At 51.3% G+C, this 20,171-nt stretch carries 20 protein-coding genes; 5 read left to right on the top strand and 15 right to left on the bottom strand.

All coding sequences use genetic code 11. The annotated features are described in order from the left end of the window. The first annotated feature begins 63 nt into the window (after positions 1 to 63). Positions 64 to 795: a leucyl/phenylalanyl-tRNA--protein transferase gene (gene aat, locus BEN74_RS14590; protein ID WP_068910670.1), complete on the top strand. Its 732-nt coding sequence runs from the start codon at positions 64 to 66 to the stop codon at positions 793 to 795. Positions 796 to 834: 39 nt separating this feature from the next. After that, on the top strand, positions 835 to 1,650 hold the full coding sequence (locus BEN74_RS14585; RefSeq protein ID WP_068910663.1) for an arginyltransferase: 816 nt from the start codon (positions 835 to 837) through the stop codon (positions 1,648 to 1,650). Between the two features lie 5 nt (positions 1,651 to 1,655). Here BEN74_RS14585 and rimI read toward each other — a convergent pair whose 3' ends face one another. The 7 genes from rimI to BEN74_RS14550 all read right to left on the bottom strand — a co-directional run bounded on the left by rimI (position 1,656) and on the right by BEN74_RS14550 (position 9,585). Next, the gene (gene rimI, locus BEN74_RS14580; protein WP_068910664.1) at positions 1,656 to 2,114 is read right to left on the bottom strand and encodes a ribosomal protein S18-alanine N-acetyltransferase; all 459 of its coding nucleotides are present in this window, start codon (positions 2,112 to 2,114) and stop codon (positions 1,656 to 1,658) included. Between the two features lie 120 nt (positions 2,115 to 2,234). Beyond that, positions 2,235 to 3,116 (bottom strand): metal-dependent hydrolase, encoded by an 882-nt coding sequence (locus BEN74_RS14575; protein ID WP_068910665.1) that lies wholly within the window; start codon positions 3,114 to 3,116, stop codon positions 2,235 to 2,237. A gap of 216 nt (positions 3,117 to 3,332) precedes the next feature. Beyond that, positions 3,333 to 4,523, bottom strand: a complete 1,191-nt coding sequence (gene tuf / locus BEN74_RS14570) for an elongation factor Tu (RefSeq protein ID WP_119285052.1) — start codon at positions 4,521 to 4,523, stop codon at positions 3,333 to 3,335. A 93-nt stretch (positions 4,524 to 4,616) separates the two neighbouring features. Continuing rightward, entirely contained in the window at positions 4,617 to 6,752 is a 2,136-nt protein-coding gene (gene fusA / locus BEN74_RS14565) for an elongation factor G (protein WP_068908553.1), read from the bottom strand. 128 nt (positions 6,753 to 6,880) lie between these two features. Beyond that, positions 6,881 to 7,351, bottom strand: coding sequence for a 30S ribosomal protein S7 (gene rpsG / locus BEN74_RS14560; protein ID WP_068908382.1), 471 nt, complete (start codon positions 7,349 to 7,351; stop codon positions 6,881 to 6,883). A gap of 176 nt (positions 7,352 to 7,527) precedes the next feature. Then, positions 7,528 to 7,902: a 30S ribosomal protein S12 gene (gene rpsL, locus BEN74_RS14555; protein ID WP_002050319.1), complete on the bottom strand. Its 375-nt coding sequence runs from the start codon at positions 7,900 to 7,902 to the stop codon at positions 7,528 to 7,530. A gap of 156 nt (positions 7,903 to 8,058) precedes the next feature. Beyond that, entirely contained in the window at positions 8,059 to 9,585 is a 1,527-nt protein-coding gene (locus BEN74_RS14550; RefSeq protein ID WP_068908384.1) for an EcsC family protein, read from the bottom strand. 269 nt (positions 9,586 to 9,854) lie between these two features. On the opposite strand from BEN74_RS14550, the gene BEN74_RS14545 reads away from it, so the two are divergent. Then, a complete protein-coding gene (locus BEN74_RS14545) occupies positions 9,855 to 11,084 on the top strand; it encodes a beta-ketoacyl synthase N-terminal-like domain-containing protein (protein WP_068908386.1) in 1,230 nt (409 codons plus the stop codon). Between the two features lie 23 nt (positions 11,085 to 11,107). After that, on the top strand, positions 11,108 to 11,560 hold the full coding sequence (hemJ, locus tag BEN74_RS14540; protein ID WP_068908389.1) for a protoporphyrinogen oxidase HemJ: 453 nt from the start codon (positions 11,108 to 11,110) through the stop codon (positions 11,558 to 11,560). Positions 11,561 to 11,695: 135 nt separating this feature from the next. Here hemJ and BEN74_RS14535 read toward each other — a convergent pair whose 3' ends face one another. The 5 genes from BEN74_RS14535 to BEN74_RS14515 form a co-directional block, all read right to left on the bottom strand. Beyond that, the gene (locus tag BEN74_RS14535) at positions 11,696 to 12,802 is read right to left on the bottom strand and encodes an acyltransferase family protein (RefSeq protein ID WP_068908391.1); all 1,107 of its coding nucleotides are present in this window, start codon (positions 12,800 to 12,802) and stop codon (positions 11,696 to 11,698) included. Positions 12,803 to 13,013: 211 nt separating this feature from the next. Further along, a complete protein-coding gene (locus BEN74_RS14530; RefSeq protein ID WP_068908555.1) occupies positions 13,014 to 14,444 on the bottom strand; it encodes an amino acid permease in 1,431 nt (476 codons plus the stop codon). 134 nt (positions 14,445 to 14,578) lie between these two features. Continuing rightward, the gene (locus BEN74_RS14525) at positions 14,579 to 14,935 is read right to left on the bottom strand and encodes a RidA family protein (RefSeq protein WP_068908393.1); all 357 of its coding nucleotides are present in this window, start codon (positions 14,933 to 14,935) and stop codon (positions 14,579 to 14,581) included. Between the two features lie 20 nt (positions 14,936 to 14,955). Next, entirely contained in the window at positions 14,956 to 16,113 is a 1,158-nt protein-coding gene (gene alr, locus BEN74_RS14520) for an alanine racemase (protein ID WP_068908395.1), read from the bottom strand. A 41-nt stretch (positions 16,114 to 16,154) separates the two neighbouring features. Next, entirely contained in the window at positions 16,155 to 17,420 is a 1,266-nt protein-coding gene (locus BEN74_RS14515) for a D-amino acid dehydrogenase (protein ID WP_068908398.1), read from the bottom strand. A 140-nt stretch (positions 17,421 to 17,560) separates the two neighbouring features. Here BEN74_RS14515 and BEN74_RS14510 point away from each other — a divergent pair, with 140 nt between their 5' ends. Then, positions 17,561 to 18,028: an Lrp/AsnC ligand binding domain-containing protein gene (locus tag BEN74_RS14510; RefSeq protein WP_068908400.1), complete on the top strand. Its 468-nt coding sequence runs from the start codon at positions 17,561 to 17,563 to the stop codon at positions 18,026 to 18,028. Between the two features lie 87 nt (positions 18,029 to 18,115). On the opposite strand, the gene acpP is transcribed toward BEN74_RS14510, so the two are convergent. The 3 genes from acpP to fabD form a co-directional block, all read right to left on the bottom strand. Further along, entirely contained in the window at positions 18,116 to 18,352 is a 237-nt protein-coding gene (gene acpP, locus BEN74_RS14505) for an acyl carrier protein (RefSeq protein ID WP_005011841.1), read from the bottom strand. 83 nt (positions 18,353 to 18,435) lie between these two features. Further along, positions 18,436 to 19,170, bottom strand: a complete 735-nt coding sequence (gene fabG, locus BEN74_RS14500; protein ID WP_068908402.1) for a 3-oxoacyl-ACP reductase FabG — start codon at positions 19,168 to 19,170, stop codon at positions 18,436 to 18,438. After that, positions 19,167 to 20,153, bottom strand: coding sequence for an ACP S-malonyltransferase (gene fabD / locus BEN74_RS14495; RefSeq protein WP_068908404.1), 987 nt, complete (start codon positions 20,151 to 20,153; stop codon positions 19,167 to 19,169). Before fabD ends, fabG begins: the two co-directional genes overlap by 4 nt. Positions 20,154 to 20,171: the final 18 nt, after the last annotated feature.

The following is a 20,171-nucleotide window of genomic DNA, read 5'->3' as shown; positions in this document are numbered from 1 at the left end:
CCGCTCAGGGCGGTTTTTTTATGTATGATGATTCATGATTTTATTGCCAGTGACTCAATGATGATGCAAACCCTGCCCGCTTCAGAATATATCTTTCCCGATCCGGCTGAAGCGGATCCCGAAGGCCAAGGGCTGATTTGCATTGGCGCCGACCTCTCCCCTTCCACCCTGCTTGAAGCCTATACGCATGGCCTGTTTCCATGGTTTTCCGAAGGCGAGCCGATTTGCTGGTGGAGTCCAGAGCCGCGCTGCATCATCCGCCCGCAGGACTATCATCCCAGCAAATCCCTGGTCCGCAGCATGAAAAAAATGGACTATAAAATTACAGTCAATCATGCCTTTGAAAGCGTCATCCGCGCCTGCTCGCTGCCGCGCAGCTATGCCGACGAAACCTGGATCAGCGAAGAGATTATTCAGGGCTACTGCCAAATGTTTGCAGCCGGCTATGGCTACAGCGTGGAAGTCTGGGACAATGACCGGGTAGTTGGCGGCCTGTACGGCATCTGCATCGGCCATGGCTGTTTCGGCGAATCGATGTTCAGCACGCAAACCGACGCCTCAAAAATGGCATTTTATGCGCTGATGCTGCTGGGGCTGGAAAACCGCCTGCCGTGGGTGGATTGCCAGCTGGTGAATGACCACCTGCTGAGCTTAGGCGCCTGTACACTTTCTCGCCACGCATACCTTAATTCGTTACAAGATGTGATAAAACACCCCCCTGTCGATTGGAAAAAGTATCAGGACAGTGTATTTTCAAGTAAAACAATAGCGCAAAATGCCCGGCTGATTGACTAGCAGCTGGCCAGATCACAAGAATAGAGAGGGATATTTGACATGAACTCTTATCACCCAAAATCCCTGTTGAATGAATTGCAGTATTACATCACGCCGCCGCATGACTGCAGCTATCTGGCAAAAAAATCTGCGCGCATGGTGTTTTTAGATCCAGTGCACCGCATTGACGTAGTTACGCTGTCCGAGCTGTCCCGCATGGGCTTCAGGCGCAGCGGCGATTTTGTCTACCGGCCGGAATGCCACCTCTGCCGCCAGTGCCTGTCCTCGCGCGTTCCTGTGCGCGACTTTGCCATGAACAGCAAGCAGAAAAAAGCCTGGAAGCGCAATCAGGATCTTAGCCTGAAGATAACCCGCCCGCAGGATGCCTCTGAAATCCACTACGCCCTGTATGAGCGCTATATTATTGAACGGCATGCCGACGGCGACATGTTTCCGCCCAGCCATGACCAGTTTGAAAAATTCCTGATTCACAGCTGCACCGACAGCTTCTTTCTAGAGCTGTGGCAGGGCAGCCGCCTGATCAGCGTTTCGACCTGCGACCCTCTGGATGACGGGCTTTCTGCGGTATATACGTTTTTTGACCCGGATGAAAACCGGCGCTCGCTGGGCGTTTTCGCGATCTTAAAGCAGATCGAATATGCAAAAAAGCTGAATCTGGACTATATCTACTTAGGCTACTGGGTACCGCATTCCGATAAGATGAATTACAAATCGGAATACATTCCGCTGGAGCTTCTGCTGGACGGGCAATGGCGCAGGCTGAACCGCACGCTGACTGCTGAAGAAATCACGCAATTGGGCGATTCCTTAATGACAACCCTGCCCTCCGGCTGGAACAACTCCATCATCAAATAGGCGCGCTACCTGAACAGTTTGGAAAAGTCATCGCTGCAGGCCTTGACCATAATAATGGCATGCTCGCGCGTTCCGTCCGCCTTAGGATAATAGTTTTTGCGCAGGTCAATCTGGTGAAAGCCGGATTTTTCGTAAAGCTGAATTGCCGGCTTATTGCTTTCCCGCACTTCCAGAAAAATTTGCACAGGATTGTTTTTCAGCATCGCAATGGACTGCTCCAGCAGCTGATAGCCCAGCCCTTTGCCTTGCTGGCTTGGATGCACCGCCATCAGCAGCAGATTGGCCTCATCCAGCACCGGCTGCAGAATGCAGAAGCCCGCCACCTTGCCCTGCAGTTCAATCACCGTGCTTTGATGCGCAGCCGCAGATTCCTCAAACTGCTTTTTTGTCCACGGATGGCTCTGCACCAGGCTTTCAATTTCCGCTGCATCGGCTGCATCGGAGGCATTCATCAAGCGAATCATGTCCGTTCATCTTTTTTCAGTTACAGGAATAGCGAATTATAAAAACTTTATGAAAAAAATCGAGCAAAAAAAAGAGCGGCTTACGCCACTCAAAGCGTCAGATGCAGCGGCAGCCTGACATTAGAATCCCAGCTTTTCCCTCCATGCATCCAGCAGGCCTGCTGTATCCAGATCATTTGGATGAAAGCCCGGGCGGAAATACGCCAGCATTTCCCTGCCCATGCCGGCAATAATGCCTTTAGACGGGCTGTAGCCGTAGGTATAAATATCTTTCAGCGCCGCTAAATTCAGCTGCCGGTCATCCTGCAGCAGGCGCAGGACAAAGTAACTCTGCACGGCAAACAGCGCCAGCATGGCGGTCACCAAAGAGCCTGTGCGCAGCGCATAAGCCTTGAAGCCTTTGCCGAACACCGCTTCAAAAACATCATAAGCCACCGCTTTGTGCTCATTTTCTTCAACCGCATGCCACAGCCACATGGTTTTCATGGTTTCATCGGCCATGAGCTGCTGGATATGCGGATTCGTCAGCAGCTGCGATGCGATTGTGGCGGTAAAATGCTCCAGCGCCGTTGTCGCCGTCAGATCCACCATTTCCTGCGTAATGCCTGCAGGCCTGCCGGCAAATGCAAAGGCCTTGCGCATGCCTTGAATGACGCGCTCAGTCATTCTGTCCAGGCGCTCTACATCATGGCCGTACTTTTGCGCAGATGCATTAAAGCCTGCGTGCTCCTGCGTATGCATGGCTTCCTGGCCAATAAAGGCGCTGATTTCCTTCTGCAGCGCTGGATTGCCTTGAATTTGCGGGTGCTGGCGCACTGCCCGCACACTGTCTATAAAGAATTTTTCGCCTGCCGGAAATAATGCGGACAGCGCCGTCATAAAATGGGTCAGCCCTGCAGAGCCGTTCATCCAGTATTCCGGAACACGGTCAAAATCGAAGCTCATGCGCCGGACGGGAAAGCTTGCGCCGGCGCGGCGGCTGATCTTTACTTTTGCATTCATACGATTACTCCTTTCAAGTGAAGCATTCACTTAAAAACTTATAGTTATTTTCATGTTTTTATCTTACGTTTTTATCGTTTTTCTTTAAGCGCAGTTAAGGCCAGTAAATTATCAGCCGGGGACAGCTTGCAGAAATATTGTCTGACAATTTCCCGCAAGAAAATTCAGGCATAAAAAAAGCGCCCCTAAGGGACGCTTTTTTCACACAATTCGTGATTATGCAATTACTTTCGCAACAACACCAGCACCAACTGTACGGCCGCCTTCACGGATCGCGAAGCGTAAGCCAGCGTCCATTGCGATCGGGTGGATCAGTTCTACTGACATTTCAACGTTGTCGCCAGGCATAACCATTTCAACGCCGTCTTGCAGCTTGATCGCGCCAGTTACGTCAGTTGTACGGAAGTAGAACTGTGGACGGTAGCCGTTAAGGAATGGAGTGTGACGGCCGCCTTCTTCTTTAGAAAGTACGTATACTTCCGCATCGAATTTAGTGTGCGGCTTGATTGCGCCCGGCTTAGCCAATACTTGACCGCGCTGAACGTCTTCACGCTTAGTACCGCGAAGAAGAACACCACAGTTCTCGCCCGCACGGCCTTCGTCAAGAAGCTTACGGAACATTTCTACGCCAGTTACAGTTGTTTTAACTGTATCTTTGATACCAACGATTTCAACTTCTTCGCCTACTTTCACGATACCTGATTCAACACGGCCAGTTACTACTGTACCGCGGCCAGAAATAGAGAATACGTCTTCGATTGGCATCAGGAATGCTTTGTCGATAGCGCGCTCTGGCTCTGGAATGTAAGAATCAAGCGCTTCAACAAGAGCAACTACAGCTGGCTCGCCGTATTGACCTTGGTCACCGTTAAGCGCAAGAAGCGCTGAACCGCGAATTACTGGAGTGTCGTCGCCTGGGAAATCATAAGTAGAAAGAAGTTCACGAACTTCCATTTCTACCAGTTCAAGCAGTTCTTCGTCGTCTACAAGGTCGCATTTGTTTAAGAATACAACGATGTATGGAACGCCTACTTGGCGAGACAGAAGGATGTGTTCACGAGTTTGCGGCATAGGACCGTCAGTCGCAGCACATACAAGGATCGCGCCGTCCATCTGAGCAGCACCAGTAATCATGTTTTTAACATAATCGGCGTGGCCCGGGCAGTCTACGTGAGCGTAGTGGCGGATTGAAGAATCGTATTCTACGTGAGAAGTATTAATTGTAATACCGCGCGCTTTTTCTTCAGGTGCAGAGTCAATTGCAGCGTAGTCTTTCGCTTCGCCGCCAAAAGTTTTAGCACATACAGTTGCAATAGCAGCTGTTAAAGTTGTTTTACCATGGTCAACGTGACCGATTGTGCCCACGTTAACGTGTGGCTTATTACGTTCAAACTTAGCCTTAGCCATGAGATCTTCCTTTTTAAACTGCCCATGCAGGAACGCTGCATGAGCACTTGGTTTTTAACTATAAATTAGTTGGGGATTATAGTAATCGAAAGATTACTCGTCGTCACCTTTTTTACCGCCAGACTGGAACTTAGAAATGATGCCTTCAGCCACGTTACGCGGTGTTTCAGCATATTTAGCAAATTCCATAGAGTATGTTGCACGGCCTTGAGACATAGAACGCATTTGAGTCGCGTAACCAAACATCTCTGCAAGTGGAACTTCAGCTTTAATTGCTTTAGTACCGCCAGGCAAGTCATCCATACCTTGAACCATACCGCGGCGACGGTTTAAGTCACCCATGATATCGCCCATGTAGTCTTCTGGAGTTTCTACTTCAACTTTCATGATCGGTTCAAGCAAGATAGGATCTGCTTTCATAAAACCGTCACGGAAGGCGTAAGAACCTGCCATTTTGAACGATAATTCGTCCGAATCGACATCGTGGTAAGAACCGTCAAACAATGTAGCTTTAATGCCAACAACTGGGTAACCAGCAAGGACACCATTCTTCATACGCTCTTGGATACCTTTATCCACAGCACCGAAGAATTCCTTAGGAACTACACCGCCAACAACTTCTTCAACGAATTCGTAATCTTTTTCTGATTCAGGATCCATTGGCTCTAAACGTACGTATACGTGACCAAATTTACCTTTACCACCAGTTTGACGTACGAATTTGCCTTCCTGCTCAACCGATTTTTTAATCGTTTCGCGGTAAGAAACCATTGGTTTACCAATGTTTGCTTCAACACCGAATTCACGCTTCATACGGTCAACAATGATGTCAAGGTGAAGTTCACCCATACCAGCAATAATTGTTTGACCTGACTCTTCGTCAGTACGAACGCGGAATGATGGATCTTCCTTAGCCAAACGGCCTAAAGCAATTGACATTTTTTCTTGGTCAGCTTTAGTTTTTGGTTCAACAGCCAATGCAATTACTGGCTCTGGGAATTCCATACGCTCAAGTGTAATGATGTTTTTCTCATCACACAGCGTGTCGCCTGTAGTTACGTCTTTCAGGCCTACACACGCAGCGATGTCGCCCGCGCGGATTTCTTCAACGTCTTGACGATCGTTCGCGTGCATTTGCACGATACGGCCGATACGTTCACGTTTAGATTTAACTGGGTTATAAACAGAATCACCTTGCTTAAGAACACCAGAGTAAACACGTACGAAAGTTAAGTTACCTACGAATTTGTCGTTCATGATTTTGAACGCAAGCGCAGAGAACGGAGCTTCGTCAGATGCTTCACGAATCGCTTTAGTTTCAGCTTTGTCGTCAAGAACACCTTCAATCGCTTTAACTTCTGTAGGCGACGGTAAGAATTCAATTACTGCGTCCAACATACGTTGAACACCTTTGTTTTTGAACGCTGTACCGCAAAGCATTGGTTGAATTTGACAAGCCAAAGTTTGAACACGTAGACCAGCAACGATATCTTCTTTAGATAGTTCGCCTTCTTCTAGGTATTTGTCCATTAGCTCTTCAGAAGCTTCAGCAGCAGCTTCAACCATGTTGGTGCGCCATTCTTCAGCAGTAGCTTGAAGTTCAGCCGGGATTTCACCGTATTCGAACTGCATGCCTTGTGAAGCTTCATCCCAAATGATCGCTTTCATTTCGATCAAGTCGATTACGCCTTGGAAGTTTTCTTCAGCGCCAACAGGGATTACTACAGGTACAGGAGCTGCACCTAAACGTGTCTTCATTTGTTCAACAACACGGAAGAAGTTGGCGCCAGTACGGTCCATCTTGTTCACGAATGCTAAACGAGGCACTTGGTATTTGTTCGCTTGACGCCATACAGTTTCAGACTGAGGCTGAACACCGCCTACAGCACAGTAAACCATACACGCACCATCAAGAACACGCATAGAACGTTCAACTTCAATTGTGAAGTCAACGTGTCCCGGTGTATCAATTACGTTGATACGGTGTTCAGGGAACTGTTTAGACATACCTGACCAGAATGTAGTCGTAGCAGCAGAAGTAATGGTAATACCACGTTCCTGCTCTTGCTCCATCCAGTCCATTGTTGCTGCACCATCATGCACTTCACCAATTTTGTGAGATACACCTGTGTAGAACAAAATACGTTCTGTAGTTGTGGTTTTACCAGCATCAATGTGCGCAGAAATACCAATGTTACGATAACGAGAAATTGGGGTTTGACGAGCCATGATTTCTTGCATTCCTAAATTTTGTTGTTTAAAACAGGACGCTTTAAGCCGCTGGGCAGCTTAAAGCGCTTTGATGACAGTTTAGTGAAGCCAACTGCCACCCTCCTGATAGGGCCTGTTTTATCCGCTTAGAAACGGTAGTGAGAGAAGGCTTTGTTGGCTTCAGCCATACGGTGCACGTCTTCACGTTTTTTGATCGCTGCGCCTTTGCCTTCAGCTGCATCAAGCAGCTCGCCAGCAAGACGTAAAGCCATAGTTTTTTCAGAACGCTTAGCAGCAGAGTCTACCAACCAACGCATAGCTAAGGCAGTACGACGGGATGGGCGCACTTCCATAGGTACTTGATAAGTAGCACCGCCGACACGGCGTGCTTTTACTTCAACCATAGGGCGAACTTTTTCAAGCGTAGCTTCAAAAAATTCAACCGGGTCTACTTTGTTTTTTTCTTGAACGCGGTCTAAAGCACCGTAAACGATACTTTCAGCAATAGATTTTTTACCATCTTGCATTACGTGGTTCATGAATTTAGCGATTGTTTGGCTGCTGAACTTAGGATCCGGAAGGATTTCACGAGCAGCAACTACGCGACGTCTTGGCATTTTAAACTACCTATATATATGACACTTCAGGTTAATCCAGCAGTAGCGCAAAGTGTCGTGCGCTTTCGCTGGCCTTACTACACGTCGCTTGAATTTCACAAAATTAATGCAGAAATCAGACAAGCGAGACGATAAAGGATTGCGGTATGCAGTCTTAAGAAGCTATTTCTTAAAAATTACTTCTTAGGACGCTTAGTACCGTATTTAGAACGTGACTGGTTACGGTCTTTAACGCCAGCACAGTCTAAAGAACCGCGAACGGTGTGGTAACGTACACCCGGTAAGTCTTTAACACGGCCGCCGCGGATAAGAACAACACTGTGCTCTTGCAGGTTATGGCCTTCACCGCCGATGTAGCTGGAAACTTCAAAACCTGAAGTTAAGCGCACACGGCAAACTTTACGCATTGCTGAGTTAGGTTTTTTAGGTGTAGTTGTGTAAACACGTGTACAAACACCACGACGCTGCGGACAAGCCTTCAACGCAGGAACTTTAGATTTTTCAACTAAAGTCGTACGACCCTTGCGGATCAACTGATTTGTTGTTGCCATTTGGCAATTCTCCCGTTAATAAAAAGCCCCAAAAACATACTGCTTTTTGAGGGCATGCAATTGTAATTCAGGATGCAAAAATGGTCAAGATTCAGCACAGCGCCAAATCTTGAGCGGATCAAGTTTTAACCGGAGTTTTTCTCATGAATAAGCAGCTTATTTCTGCGCATCATTCGCCGGTTTTTTTGTAACTCTTTTCCTAGCCGGCTTTTTAGGCGGCTCAGCGGCCTGCCCCGCTTCGGCAGCTGCGGCTGGCGCGTCATTCAGCGCTGCCGCATCATTGCCTGCAAGCTCACCCGCCGCAAGCCCGCTGCCGGCAAAACTGCCATCGGAAAAGCCTTCCTCGAGAAAATCATTATCGGGAAAGCCATCTTCAGCCGCCGCTAAAGCGGGCTGCTGCGGCGGCACGGCAGCGCTGGGCGCGACTTCCTTTTTCGCCAAGGCATTCAGCTCATCAGCGACTTGCGCGGTTTTTTCTTCCGTGCTGGCCGGAGCCGCATGAGATTTCTTCAGCACTTTGACCTGGCTGATATTCTGATTGCCGGAAATTTCAATCGGCTGATCCAGCACCGGCTCTTTCAGGCTGCTTTCAATGGACTTGATGGATTCCAGCAGCTTCGGCCCAGCCTGCGCCAGCAGCTCTAAAGACTTTTCATAGGCAGCCAGCGGCGGCAGCTGCAGATCCGCATGCTGAATTAAATATTCGCGCGCATGCGAAAACACCTGCTGCGCCTTCTGATTGGCTTCATCCACCAGGCGCCAGCTGTACACAGCGCCTACACCTGCGCTGGCGAACGGCGTCAGCTTGGCCAGCTTGTCCAGCACAGAAACTTTCGGCAGCTGATTCAGCCACGGCCATTTATACTGCCCGTTTTCATCCATTAAGTACTTTTTCAGCATTTCGGTGTCATTGCCTGAACCCAGCATCTGCTGCAGCTGGCTGAGATCGCTGCTCTGAATGGTGCTGGAAAGGGTTTTCAGAGCCATCAGCACCGCCTGCTTTTCCGCAATCAGGCCCAAATCAATCTGTTTGAAAATATGCTGCACGATGTCCTGATCGCTTTCCTTGCTCAGGTCAAAGCCGTAAGAGCGCCCAACCTGATAGATCACCCGCAGCGCCATGACCAGCGAGGCCGGAATGTCTATGGCCGCCCCCACTGCGCCGGTGGCCCCGGTCAGCGCGCCCTGCAGCGAAGCAATCCATTTATTCTGTTCCGCCAAAGCCTGGCTGAGGCGCCGGGAGCGGCCGGCATCCTGCGTGAGCTCTTCCAGATCGCGCACGCCGGCCTGATCCAGCACGTCATCCACCGAGCTGAGGCTGGAGCTGAACTGATTCAGCTGCTCGAATAAATAATCTGAAATTTTTTCTGACAGCTGCGGCGACACAAAATGCGCCACATTATTGACCCTGCTGTAGTGGCGCCCCAGCAGCTGGCGCGAAACATTCGGCAGATGCTCGCGCAGGAGCTGCTGCGGGTGCTCATAGCTTTTTGATGCAAAAATGCGCTGGGGCTGCGCAGCGCCTTCTATGGCCTGCGCATAATTTGCAGAGGGCGCAATCCTGCTGACCGAATCCGGCGCAGCGTGATTCAGCAGCGACACGCCTGCCGTGCTGAGCTTTTTAGCCACTCCAAAGGCATCTGACAGGAAACCCGCTGCATGCTTATTATTAGAATCCGCCATTCTTTCCCCCGCTGTTCCAATTCTTGAAATTATTGATAAATACTAGGTGCTGTCTGCGTTTATCTCAATATTTTTGTGTATCTTTTAGTTAACCCGCGCGCAGGAGGCGCCGCCGTGCGCGCCAGCCTAAATAGGCATAGGATTTGCCATAAGAATTCAAAAATCTTTCTGCTATCATGAACTCAATTCAAAAACTTGAGCCACACGCCGCCTGTCCATGGCAACCATGTTCAGGGGCGGCTCAGCCACGCCATAAAAGGGATCTGTAGATGAAACGTGTTGTAATCACTGGCATGGGCATTAACTCATGCATTGGTAATACATTGGAAGATGTCACTCACTCTTTGCAAAACGGGATTTCAGGAACACGTTTTAACCCCATTTATGCGGAAATGAATTTTAAAAGCCATGTCAGCGCAGCCGCTGAACAGGACTTTGACGGCATTGACCGCCGCCTGAAGCGCTTTATGGGCGTATGCGCCATGTATGCCTATAACGCAGCCTTGGCCGCCGTTGAGCATGCCGGCTTAACCGCTGAACAGATTGGCGGCAACCCGCGCTACGGCATTGCCGGCGGTTCAGGCGGCGGCTCTACCGCCTCTGTGGTGGAAATGAAAGAACTGCTGGACACCAAAGGCGCGCGCAAAGTCGGCCCGTTTTTTGTGCCGCGCAACATGTCCAACACCATTACCGCCAACGTCGGCGTTGCCTTTAAAATGCAGGGCATTGCGCACACCATCACCAGCGCCTGCGCAACGTCTGCAGATGCAATCGGCTATGCCTACAACCTGATTCAATTGGGCAAGCAGGACTTAATGCTGGCCGGCGGCGGCGAAGAAGACCACTGGTCGCAAAGCCTGCTGTTTGATGCCATGGGCGCACTGTGCTCTAAATACAATGACACGCCGGAAACTGCGTCACGCCCTTACTCTGCTGACCGCGACGGCTTTGTGATCGCCGGCGGCGGCGGCTTTGTGGTGCTGGAGTCTCTGGAGCATGCGCAGGCGCGCGGCGCGAACATCTTAGCTGAAGTAGTGGGCTACGCAGCCAACTCTGACGGCGCGGACATGGTTGCGCCATCGGGCGAAGGTGCGACACGCTGCATCCTGATGGCTTTGGAAGAAGCCAAGCAGCATGGCGCAGACACCATTGACTATGTGAATACCCACGGCACATCGACCCCTGCGGGCGACGTGACAGAACTGAAAGCCATGGAGCGCGCTTTCGGCGAAGGCCAAGTGCCGCCGCTCAGCTCAACCAAGTCAATGACAGGCCACAGCTTAGGCGCCGCCGGCGTGCAGGAAGCCATCTATTCGGTTCTGATGATGCAGAATGACTTTATTGCGCCGAACATCAACGTGACCGAGCTGGATGAAGGCGCGAAAGGCTTTGACATCGTACTTGAAAAACGCGACGCAAAACTGAATACTGTGATGAGTAACAGTTTCGGTTTTGGCGGCGTAAACGCCTGCCTCATTTTCAAAAAATGGGAAGGCTAAGCCGCCCATTTTAGGGTGACTTGATGGATGCTCCTTCTGATGCTTTCCTCTGGGTAAAAGCATTACATATTATTGCCGTGGTGTGCTGGTTTGCAGCGCTGTTTTACCTGCCGCGGCTTTATGTTTACCACGCCATGAGCGATGACACGGTCAGCCATCAGCGTTTTGAAGTAATGGAACGCAAGCTGTACCGCGGCATCATGTGGCCGGCAATGATCGCAACGCTGATCAGCGCGCATTTTCTGGTGGACTGGGGCGATGCCACCCGCCACTACCATGAAGCGCTGTGGTTCTATCTGAAGGTCGGCCTGGTTGGCCTGCTGGTGATTTACCACTTTGTCTGCGGCTATTACCGCAAGAAATTGATTGGCAACGCCCACTACAAGTCGCACAAGTTCTGGCGCTTCTTTAATGAAATGCCGACGGTGATTTTACTGGCTGTAGTGATTCTGGTGGTGGTGAAGCCAAGCTTCTAAAAAGCACCCAATAAAAGCCCCGATTGATTCGGGGCTTTTTTATATCCGCTAATTCCTCCAGCTCTTTGCTAAAGGGCAAGAGCATGCGCGCGGCAAAAATGCTGAGAATACGCCAAGCAGCGCGCAGGCAGCGTTTTAAGGCTTCAGCCATTTCCTGCGGATCTTCAGATTCAGCGGCGCTGAATAATATTTTTCAACCGCCCAGCTTAAGATGAACACCGCAATAAAATACAGCGGCAGCAGCATCAGCTTTTCGGCAGGCAGAGTTTCTTTGGGGAAATAGGCGGCCTTCATCAGCCCCAGAACAATTAAATGAAACAAATACATTTCATAGCTGCGCTGGCCAATCCAGGCCAAAGCTTTTGCCGATGGCGCACTGGCTTCTATTTTTGCATCCTGCGCAAAACAGAAAATTAAAACCGCAGCAAGCAGGGCAAAAACACTGATGCCCCAAGTGCTGACCTCTTTAATCGGCGCATAAAGATATAAAGCCGCCATCAAGGCTGAAACCGCAGCCGCCGTCAGCTTCGGATGAGGCATTGCGCCCTGAAACCTGTGCGCTGCCAAAGCAGTCAGGCAGCCGATGGCGATGCCGTCAAAGCTGGAAAAATAGTGATACAGATAGGCGCCGCTTTCCTCGCCAAAATGCATGGCGCGGAAATACGGCGCATAACCAATAACAAGGAGCAGGAAAATGATAAAACCTTTGCCTCGGCCAAGCGCCAAACACAGCACAGGAAATGCCAGATAAAATACCTCTTCGACCGACAGGGACCACAGCACGCCCAGCGCGTAATTGACCCAGCCGTATTCAATAATCAGGATATTCATCCAGAAGGTGAAAGCCGCAGCCAGCGTCAAGCCATAAGGCACCTCCATGCCGTTCGGCGCCTGATTGATAAAGGGCTTCAAGCCCAAGGCGCCAAGCGCTGTGACCATGGCTGCCAGCAGCAGCAGGCACGGCACAATCCGCGCGGTACGGCGGATATAAAAATCCTTCAGCCGGATCTGCGCCAGCGAGCCACTTCTCTGCAGCGTGTGCCGGGTAATCAGGAAACCGGAAATGACAAAAAACATGGTCACGCCGTAATTGCCATTGCGCGCAAGCAGCGTGCTGAGGCTTTCGCCAAAAACCTGCATGCCTAAAAAAGTATCATGCAGCTTATAGGGAATATTGAAGTGGTGGAGCAGCACCAGAAGAATGCAGATGCCGCGGAGAACGTCTATTTTATAATTTCGCATAAACCGCTTGTTAATTTATAAGTTTTTAAAGAATGCCGCCGATGCAGGCTTTTCATATTCAAATCATCGCCGCAGCTTCAGGCAGCAGGCTGAATTGTTGATTTTCATCATATTTTAAAAATCCCGTTTGGGCAAATAAGCGCGCCCTTCCGGACTGCGCGCATAAAAAAGCCCGCTTAGGCAAGCGGGCTTTTAAAAGCGGATTGGGCAGTTACAGCTGTTCCAGCTGGCGCTTTCTCACCCTCGGCAGATACAGCATCCGGTAAGTCACCGCCAGAATCACCAGCCACAGCGGGCTGATTTTCAGCGCTTTCAAGGTATCCGGCTCCAAGCTTAAAATAACCAGCGCGAACAGCAGGAAAGCCAGAACAATATAGCTCATCCATACGCCGCCCGGCATTTTAAAGGTCGAATCCGTATGCTTCTGCGGCTGAAGCTTGCGGTAGCGCAGGTAGCACACCATGATCAGGCCCCAGATGCTGATGAACAGAATCACGCACAGGGAGCTGGCCAGCGTAAAGGCTTCCACGGTATTCGGCACAAAGTACTGCAGGCCGGCGCCCGCCATAATGAACAGGCAGGAGAAGATCAGGCCCTGCGCAGGAACCGCGCGCTTGGACAAACGCGCCAATGCCTGAGGCGCCTGGCCGCCGCGCGCCAAGCCGAACAGCATGCGGCTGGTCGAGAATACGCCGCTGTTCATTGAAGACATTACCGAAGACAGCACCACCAGATTCATAATGATGGCGGAAGTCGGAATGCCGGCATGCAGGAACAGCGAGACAAACGGGCTTTGATCCGCTGGAATTTTATCCCACGGCGTTACCGACATCACCACAAACAAAGACAGCACATAGAACAGGATAATGCGCGTTGGAATCGCATTCACCGCCTTAGGCAGGTTCTTTTCAGGGTCTTTGGTTTCAGCCGCCATGGTGCCCAGCAGCTCCACGCCGACAAAGGCGAACAGCGCAATCTGGAAGCCGGCTAAGAAGCCATCGAGGCCTTTAGGGAACATGCCGCCGTGCGCCCAGACATTGCTGAAGCCTGAAACCGTGCCGTCCGGCGCATGGAAATGATTGAACACCATAAAGCCGCCGATAAAAATCAGCCCTAAAATGGCTAAAATCTTGATCAGCGCAAACCAGAATTCAATTTCGCCAAACAGCTTGACCGTCAGCAGGTTCAGGCCCAGCACAAACAGCACGCAGCCGGCGCTGATTAAGGCCTGCCCCATCGGAGTAAAGGCCATATCCGGCGGCAGCCAGAAACTGAGGTAGTTGATAATGGCCGCCAAGTCCGCAATGCCGACCAGAATCCAGCCCAGCCAGTACGACCAGCCGATATAGTATCCGGCGCCCGGCCCAATCAGGTCATGCGCCATATCAATAAAGGATTTGTAATGCAGGTTGGACAGCAGGATTTCGCCCAGCGCGCGCATTAAAAAGAAAAACATCAGGCCAATAATCATGTAAATAAACAGGATGGATGGCCCTGCAAGGGAAATGGTTTTGCCTGAGCCCATAAACAGGCCCGTGCCAATGGCGCCGCCGATGGCGATCAGCTGCAAATGGCGGTTGGACAGCTTGCGCTGCAGCTCATGAGGCGACGATTGCACGTCATCTTGATGCGTTTGGCTCATTTTAATATCCTTATTTAATGCCTCCAACGGCGCGGCCAGCCACTGTGTCCAGTGCCTGCCTGCGCGGCTCAATGTCCTATTGAGCGCAAATTGCCGTTAAAAGCATGGAAGATTCAATACAAAAACTGCGCGGCCTAAGGCTGCGCAGCAGTGACTGCAATTTCAATCAGCCAGTCCGGATTGACCAGCTCGGCCTGAATCGTAGCGCGCGCCGGCTTCGGACTGTCTTTCAGCCATTCAGCCCAAATGGCATTCACAGTTTTAAAATCTGCAAGGTTCTTCAGAAACAGCTGCGCAGACAGCATGCGGGTTTTGTCGCTGCCCGCCTGCGCCAGCAGCTCATCAATGGTCTTCAGCACGTCTTTGGTTTGCGCTTCAATGCCTGCTTCAGGGTTTTTCGGCACCTGGCCTGAAAGATAGATCACCTGATTAAAGACAGTAACAGCGCTCATGAAATCGTTGCTGCTGATTCTTTGAATTTGCTCTGACATGGTTATGCTTCCTTGTAAAATTAAGTTTCTTCTAAACTTTTAAGCTGGGAGGGCGCTGAAAATTCAGCGCGATCAATCGCGAACTGCACACGCTGCGTCACCGCGCACATCAGCTCATAGCCGACTGTGCCGGATGCGCGCGCGACTTCATCAACCGGCAGCGCCGCGCCGCAGGACGACTTGCCCCACAGCACCACTTCCGCGCCGATATCCGCATCCGGCACAGCGCTGAGGTCAACCGCCAGCATATCCATGCTGACCCGGCCAATCAGCTGCGTGCGCTGGCCATTGACCAGCGCCGGCGTTCCGGTCGGCGACGTGCGCTGATAGCCGTCGGCGTAGCCACAAGCCGCAATGCCGATGCGCATTGGCCGGTCTGCGACAAAGCTGGAGCCGTAGCCCACGCTTTGCCCGGCCTGCAGCTGCTGCACGGCGATAATTTCCGTGCGCAGGCTCATGGCCGGCTGCAGCTGCCAGTCCTGAATGCTGTGCGCCGGATAGTCCGGCGAACTGCCGTACAGCATGATGCCGCTGCGGACAATATCCGACTGCAGTTCAGCGCTGTGGCGCAAAATCGCCGCGCTGTTGCTGACAGTAGCAGGCGCAGGAAAATCCTGAATGATCTGCTTAAATAGCGTGTATTGATACTGAATGCCGCATTCGCCGAAGCGCTCGCCGTCCGCATCTGAAAAATGCATCATATGCGTCAGGCTGCGGACAATCCGCAGCTGCTGCAGTTCTGTCCAGGCGCTGCGGTAAGCTTCAGGCGTGAAGCCCAGGCGGTTCATGCCGGAGTTCATTTTGACAAAAATATTGAACTGCGCTTCAGGATGGCTGTGCTGATACTGGCGCAGCCATTCAATCTGGCAAGCGCTGTGAATGCTGAAGCTCAGCTGCAGGCGCTGGCAATCCGCCAGATCCTGCATCGAGAAAATGCCTTCTAAAAGCAGAATATCGCCCTGCCAGCCCAGCGCGCGCAGGCGCTCAGCTTCAGCGATATCCAGCAGGGCGAAGCCGTCCGCCTGCTTGAAAGCGTCATATACCCGCTCTATGCCATGGCCGTAAGCATTGGCTTTGACCACCGCATACACTTGCGACCCGGCAGCGCTGCGCTTGGCAGCCTGCAGGTTATGCGCCAAGGCGCTTAAGTGGATAATGGCTTGAATCGGGCGCGGCATCGGGTTCTTCCTTGAACATATTGCATGAGGATCATTTGAATTTAAGCGGCGTGCGCATGCGCATAGCGCTGCAGGGACAGGCCGTCGGTGCTGATGTCAGCCGAATGGCCCAGCACCAGGTCGCTGATCAGCTTGCCTGAACCGCAGGCCATGGTCCAGCCCAGCGTGCCGTGGCCGGTATTCAGGAACAGGTTTTTGTACTGCGTAGCGCCGATAATCGGCGTGCTGTCCGGCGTCATTGGACGCAAGCCGGTCCAGAAGCTGGCTTCAGCCAGGTTTCCGCCCGGGAACAGGTCTTGAGTGACCATTTCCAAGGTTGCGCGGCGGTCCTGGTTTAAGCCGTGGTTGAAGCCGCTCAGTTCCGCCATGCCGCCGACGCGGATGCGCTCATCAAAACGCGTGATGGCAATTTTATAGGTTTCATCCAAAACCGTAGACTGCGGCGCAAATGCCGGATCAACAATTGGAATCGTAAGCGAGTAGCCTTTTACCGGATACACAGGCAAGTTCAGATTCAGCGGCTTCAGGAAATCGCGCGAGTAGCTGCCGAAAGCCAGCACATAACGGTCTGCTGTCAGCACTTGACCATTAACCACCACGCCTTTGATCTCACCGCCTTCAACCACAAGTTTTTCAACGTTCTGGTTAAATTTAAAGTCCACGCCCATGCCTTTAGCCAAGTTCGCCAAAGCATTGGTAAATAAGTAGCAGTCGCCTGTTTCATCATTCGGCAAATGCAGGCCGCCGACCAGCTTGTCTTTGGCATAGGCTAAAGCCGGCTCGACTTTCGCCAAATCATCTTTCAGCAGCAGTTCGTAGTCGACGCCGCATTCTTTTAAAACCTGAATATCACGCTGCACCGCATCAAGCTGCGCATCATTACGGAAAACCTGCAATGTTCCTTTCGCACGGTTTTCATAACTGATGCCTGTTTCTTTGCGCAGTTCACGCAAACAGTCGCGGCTGTACTCAGCAACACGGGTCATGCGCTCTTTGTTAATGGCATAGCTTTGCGGATTGCAGTTTTTCAGCATCTGCGCCATCCAGTTCAGCTGCCACATGCTGCCGTCGATATTGATCGCTAAAGGCGCATGATGCTGGAACATCCACTTCACGGCTTTAAAAGGAATACCGGGAGCAGCCCAAGGCGTCGAATAGCCGGGAGAGATCTGGCCGGCATTGCCGAAACTGGTTTCTTCCGCAGGCCCAGCCTGGCGGTCCAGCACAGTCACTTCTGCGCCTTGCTTCGCCAAATAATAAGCGCTGGCTACGCCAATAACACCACTGCCTAAAACAATTACACGCATAGCCTTGACCTCGACCCTGTCCCTAGTTTATTTAACTAGTATATTTTTGGATCAATAGTTGAATTTGCTGTTTTTAGGGCTTTCTTTCAGTGAATTCACTCGTTTTGTCGCGGTTTTACTCAAAACACAGGGAATTATAAATGCGCAAATTAGACCGTATCGACCGCATGATTTTGGACATTCTGCAGAAGAATGGACGCATCGCCATCAGCGAGCTGGCAGCCAAAGTCAACCTGTCAACCACCCCCTGCTCAGAGCGGGTCAAGCGCCTGGAGCGCGACGGCATCATTATGGGCTATTATGCCCGGCTGAACCCCGAACTGGTGGATAAGCGCCTGCTGGTGTTCCTTGAAATCAAGCTTTCCGCCAAGTCGGGCGATGTGTTCGAGCAGGTGGCGCGCGACCTGTCCGAGATTCCCGAAGTGCTGGAATGCCACCTGATTTCAGGCGACTTTGACTATCTGGTGAAAGCGCGCTTAAAGGAAATGAGCACTTACCGCAAGCTGCTGGGCAACCTGCTGAAAAAGCTGCCGGCCTCCGCCTCTTCGCACAGCTATGTGGTGATGGAGGAAGTCAAGGAAGGCCTGTATCTGGATCTGGACGTTTAGCGCTGAAGCTGATGCAGGCATGCGCGCCATAAAAAAAGCCGCCAAAACTGGCGGCTTTTTTTATTCAGCAAAGCTGAAAATCAGGAATTAACCCAGTTTCTTAGAAACGTAGTCAATAGCTGATTGCACGGTTGTGATTTCGTTAGAATCTTCATCCGGAATTGTGATGTCGAAGTCGTTTTCGAAAGACATAACCAGCTCAACCAGGTCAAGAGAGTCAGCACCTAAGTCATCCATAAAAGATGCTTCGTTTTTAATCTCGTCAACTTTAAGGCCAAGTTGCTCAGCAACCGCTTGTTTAACGCGTTGTTCGATATCGCTCACAGGAATTCTCCTCATTGCTTGTGGCGTTTTTAATGCCGTTAGTTTAATTGAATATAAAAAATTTGGGAAGTTTATACTTGAGCTTAGCTCATGTATAAACCGCCATTTACATGCATTACAGTACCGGTAATGTAGCTTGCCTTGTCTGAAGCCAGAAAGCTTACAGCATTGGCGATATCCTGAGGCTCACCTAAACGGCCTAATGCCACCTGATCGCTCATTTTCTTGCGAATTTCTTCGCTCAACTGTTCGGTCATTTCTGTCGCAATAAAACCCGGCGCTACTGAGTTTACAGTGATCTGGCGGCTGCCCATTTCTTTGGCCAGGCTGCGGCTGAACGCTTCAATGCCGGCTTTGGCCGCAGAATAGTTGGCTTGGCCCGGGTTGGCAAAATGCGCAACTACAGAACTGATATTGATGATGCGGCCGAAACGCGCCTTAGTCATGCCTTTCAGCACGCGCTTGGACAGGCGGTAAACTGCCTTCAAATGAATATTCAGAATATCATCCCAGTCATCTTCAGACATGCGCAGCAGCAGGTTGTCTTTGGTGATGCCGGCATTGTTGACCAATGCAAGCACCGGGCCGTAATTCTGTTCAATCTCTGAAACCAAAGCGTCAATCGCTGCGCCGTCGCGCACATCCAGCGTCTTGCCTGCGCCATTCTCACCAAAGGCAGCAGAAAGCTTTTCTGCGCCGGATTCAGATGTCGCCGTGCCTACAACAAAATAACCGTCTTGAATCAGCTGCTGAGCGATGGCTGCGCCAATCCCCCGGCTCGCGCCTGTCACCAGTGCGACTTTGCGTTCTTGTGTCATGCAATTTTCCCTTCAGCCACTAAGATGGCGTTTAATGCGTCTTCCAAACGACTCTTGGTGTCGAGCGGAAATGCTTTTTCGATATTCGGCAGACGTTTCGCAAGATTCGCCAGAACATTGCCCGGACCGCATTCAGCTACATACTGTATGCCCTGATCCTGAATGAGCTGCATGGTCTTGGTCCATTGCACCGATTGATACAATTGCGCAGTCAATGCCTGGCGCAGCTGCGCCACATCAGCGGCAGCTTCTGCGTTGACATTTTGTATTACAGGAATGCGAGGCAGCTCAATGGCAGTTTGTTCCAAAGCTTGCGCGAACTGCTCAGCAGCCGGCTTCATCAGCGAACAGTGCGACGGCACAGACACCGGCAACGCAATCGCCTTGCCGCCGTTTTCCTTGGCTGAAGCCATGACCGCCTCAACCAAAGTCTTATCGCCGGCAATCACTACTTGGCCATTGGCATTGTAGTTGGCCGCTTCAACCGAGCCGCGCCCCTGCATATTGGCCTGCTCGCACAGCTCCAATACTTTGGCGTCGTCCAGACCCAGAATCGCAGCCATTGCGCCCTGCCCCTGAGGCACTGCGCTCTGCATCAGCTTGCCGCGCAGGTGCACCAGCTTGACGGCATCGCCCAAGCTCATTGCGCCGGCAGCCACCAGCGCGCTGTATTCACCCAGAGAATGGCCAGCCATGTATTTCGGCACTACGCCGCCCAATTCCAGCCATACGCGCCATAAGGCAATGCTGGCAGTCAGCAGCACAGGCTGGGTGAATTCAGTCTGATCCAGACCTTCGCCGCTTTGCGCAATATGCCACAGGTCAAAGCCAACCGCTTCCGATGCTTCAGCAAACGTCGCCTGCACACCGCTAAACTGTTCTGCAAGCTCTGCGAGCATGCCGGCTTTCTGCGAGCCTTGACCGGGGAACAAAAATGCAGTTTTGGTTGCCAAAGACGCTTGCCCAAGTTGTTTAGCAGACATAAAAAAATCCTTTAATTA

This window comes from Acinetobacter sp. WCHAc010034, assembly GCF_001696615.3.
Taxonomy (GTDB): domain Bacteria; phylum Pseudomonadota; class Gammaproteobacteria; order Pseudomonadales; family Moraxellaceae; genus Acinetobacter.
This window is presented reverse-complemented; position numbering and strand designations above follow the sequence as displayed.

What these genes read in the sequence shown, in the direction of transcription:
- BEN74_RS14550 (WP_068908384.1), bottom strand. Translation starts at nt 9,585, where the DNA reads ATGGCGGATTCTAATAATAAGCATGCAGCGGGTTTCCTGTCAGATGCC.
- BEN74_RS14525 (WP_068908393.1), bottom strand. Translation starts at nt 14,935, where the DNA reads ATGTCAGAGCAAATTCAAAGAATCAGCAGCAACGATTTCATGAGCGCT.
- rpsG (WP_068908382.1), bottom strand. Translation starts at nt 7,351, where the DNA reads ATGCCAAGACGTCGCGTAGTTGCTGCTCGTGAAATCCTTCCGGATCCT.
- BEN74_RS14545 (WP_068908386.1), top strand. Translation starts at nt 9,855, where the DNA reads ATGAAACGTGTTGTAATCACTGGCATGGGCATTAACTCATGCATTGGT.
- rpsL (WP_002050319.1), bottom strand. Translation starts at nt 7,902, where the DNA reads ATGGCAACAACAAATCAGTTGATCCGCAAGGGTCGTACGACTTTAGTT.
- BEN74_RS14575 (WP_068910665.1), bottom strand. Translation starts at nt 3,116, where the DNA reads ATGAATGCAAAAGTAAAGATCAGCCGCCGCGCCGGCGCAAGCTTTCCC.
- fabD (WP_068908404.1), bottom strand. Translation starts at nt 20,153, where the DNA reads ATGTCTGCTAAACAACTTGGGCAAGCGTCTTTGGCAACCAAAACTGCA.
- rimI (WP_068910664.1), bottom strand. Translation starts at nt 2,114, where the DNA reads ATGATTCGCTTGATGAATGCCTCCGATGCAGCCGATGCAGCGGAAATT.
- aat (WP_068910670.1), top strand. Translation starts at nt 64, where the DNA reads ATGCAAACCCTGCCCGCTTCAGAATATATCTTTCCCGATCCGGCTGAA.
- BEN74_RS14585 (WP_068910663.1), top strand. Translation starts at nt 835, where the DNA reads ATGAACTCTTATCACCCAAAATCCCTGTTGAATGAATTGCAGTATTAC.
- alr (WP_068908395.1), bottom strand. Translation starts at nt 16,113, where the DNA reads ATGCCGCGCCCGATTCAAGCCATTATCCACTTAAGCGCCTTGGCGCAT.
- BEN74_RS14535 (WP_068908391.1), bottom strand. Translation starts at nt 12,802, where the DNA reads ATGCGAAATTATAAAATAGACGTTCTCCGCGGCATCTGCATTCTTCTG.
- fusA (WP_068908553.1), bottom strand. Translation starts at nt 6,752, where the DNA reads ATGGCTCGTCAAACCCCAATTTCTCGTTATCGTAACATTGGTATTTCT.
- hemJ (WP_068908389.1), top strand. Translation starts at nt 11,108, where the DNA reads ATGGATGCTCCTTCTGATGCTTTCCTCTGGGTAAAAGCATTACATATT.
- fabG (WP_068908402.1), bottom strand. Translation starts at nt 19,170, where the DNA reads ATGACACAAGAACGCAAAGTCGCACTGGTGACAGGCGCGAGCCGGGGG.
- BEN74_RS14530 (WP_068908555.1), bottom strand. Translation starts at nt 14,444, where the DNA reads ATGAGCCAAACGCATCAAGATGACGTGCAATCGTCGCCTCATGAGCTG.
- BEN74_RS14510 (WP_068908400.1), top strand. Translation starts at nt 17,561, where the DNA reads ATGCGCAAATTAGACCGTATCGACCGCATGATTTTGGACATTCTGCAG.
- tuf (WP_119285052.1), bottom strand. Translation starts at nt 4,523, where the DNA reads ATGGCTAAGGCTAAGTTTGAACGTAATAAGCCACACGTTAACGTGGGC.
- BEN74_RS14515 (WP_068908398.1), bottom strand. Translation starts at nt 17,420, where the DNA reads ATGCGTGTAATTGTTTTAGGCAGTGGTGTTATTGGCGTAGCCAGCGCT.